At 35.2% G+C, this 1555-nt stretch carries 2 protein-coding genes; both read left to right on the top strand.

Annotated elements, in window-relative coordinates; genetic code table 11:
- Positions 1-218: 218 nt before the first annotated feature.
- Complete coding sequence (locus KO502_RS15295) at positions 219-650, top strand: YebG family protein (RefSeq protein ID WP_216023439.1); 432 nt, start codon at positions 219-221, stop codon at positions 648-650.
- Between the two features lie 86 nt (positions 651-736).
- Entirely contained in the window at positions 737-1537 is an 801-nt protein-coding gene (locus KO502_RS15290) for a SprT family zinc-dependent metalloprotease (RefSeq protein ID WP_216023438.1), read from the top strand.
- The last annotated feature ends 18 nt before the right edge of the window (positions 1538-1555 follow it).

The raw sequence follows: 1555 nt of genomic DNA, 5'->3' as shown, positions 1-1555 counted from the left end.
CCTTGCCATTGCACATCGAGCATAGCTCTGAGTTGGGAAGAAATTTAATCAAATTGGTATAAATTGATACGACTACTAAAACCGCTCACAATAAAACTGTTTATATATACAGTTATTTTTTAGTGTGTTATGGTAACTATACTATTTTTTGGTAAATGTTAATTTTTAACAGCACTTTTTGAGTTGTTATCAATTTAAAAGTAAAACGGGGAAAGCTAATGGCAGTTGAAAGTCGGTTTGTAGTAATTAGAAACGGGGTAGAGGCGAAAACATTTATGGATAAGAAATCAGCTGATGAATATGACAAAATGTTGGATATGGCTGACAATTTAAGCCAAATGTTTACCCAATCTACAGTCGAGTTAAGTGATAGTGCAAATGAAGAGTTAAGTATTTTCTTAGCGCAACACAGAGAAGAAGTACTTATTGCTTTACTCGCCAAAAAAGCACCTGCTAAAAAAACACCAGCTAAAAAGTCTGCGAGCCAACCAATCGCGACAACAGTAGAGCAGAAAACTAACGCTTCTAGTGTAGGTGTTGTTGATATTGAAGAGCAAAAAATGGCTGATAAATCAACCGAGAAAGCAGTACCTAAAGCTAAAAAAAGTAGAGCTAAAGTTACAGAAGAAAAGTTGAGCGAAGCTGGCTAACTTAGGTTAATTAGTTAGTTTTCAGTATTATTTTTAAATATAAGCTTCATATATAAGTTTTCTACCTAGGTAATGGTTAAATTTTAATGCTTGAATATAAACTTATTCGCAGTAAGCGTAGAAAAACATTAGGTTTACAAGTGAATCAAGGGCAGATCACTGTTCGCGCCCCTCATTACGTTACCACAGCATTTATTGATAGTTTTATTGAGCAAAAATCAGTTTGGTTGCGCACTAAGTTAGCAGAGCATAGCGCAAGACCCAGCTGTTTTGACTTTACTCAAGGGTCACAGTTATTTTTCTTAGGCGAGCCGCTTAGTCTAAATATTAGTTTGGCAAAACACGCCAGTGTTTTTATTGCTAGTTGTGTGCAGAACGACACAGACCTTATACAAGCACTTGAACCTATCAATAATAACTCAACAGATAATAACCCACTCGCTTGCAACACGAGTTTACGACAACTTAATGTTGTGATTAGCGACAGAGTAAATAATAAACTGACCACACCCTTTGCTATTGCTAAACAGGTAAAAAAACAATTAGAAGTTTACTTTAAACAAGAAGCTGAACAGCTCATTTTTGAACGCCTCGAACAATTAACTAAACAAACGGCTCTTATCCCAAAGCAAGTAAATATTCGTCAGTATAAAGCGCGTTGGGGGAGTTGTAATAACCGAGGAGAAGTCAGCTTTAATTACTTGCTGATGATGACGCCAATTTTTGTAATTGATTATGTGATAATTCATGAACTATGCCATTTAACCTATTTGAATCATTCAACAGATTTTTGGTTATTAGTTGAGAAGCACTGTCCTGCTTATACAGAAGCTAAGGACTGGCTTAATAATCATCATACCGAGCTAATTTGGCAATTACCAATATAATACCAATCTGATTAAATT

Source organism: Colwellia sp. E2M01, from assembly GCF_018860585.1.
Classification (GTDB): Bacteria; Pseudomonadota; Gammaproteobacteria; order Enterobacterales; family Alteromonadaceae; genus Colwellia.
Note: the sequence above shows the minus strand (reverse complement) of the source record. Positions and strands in the feature narration are given on the sequence as shown.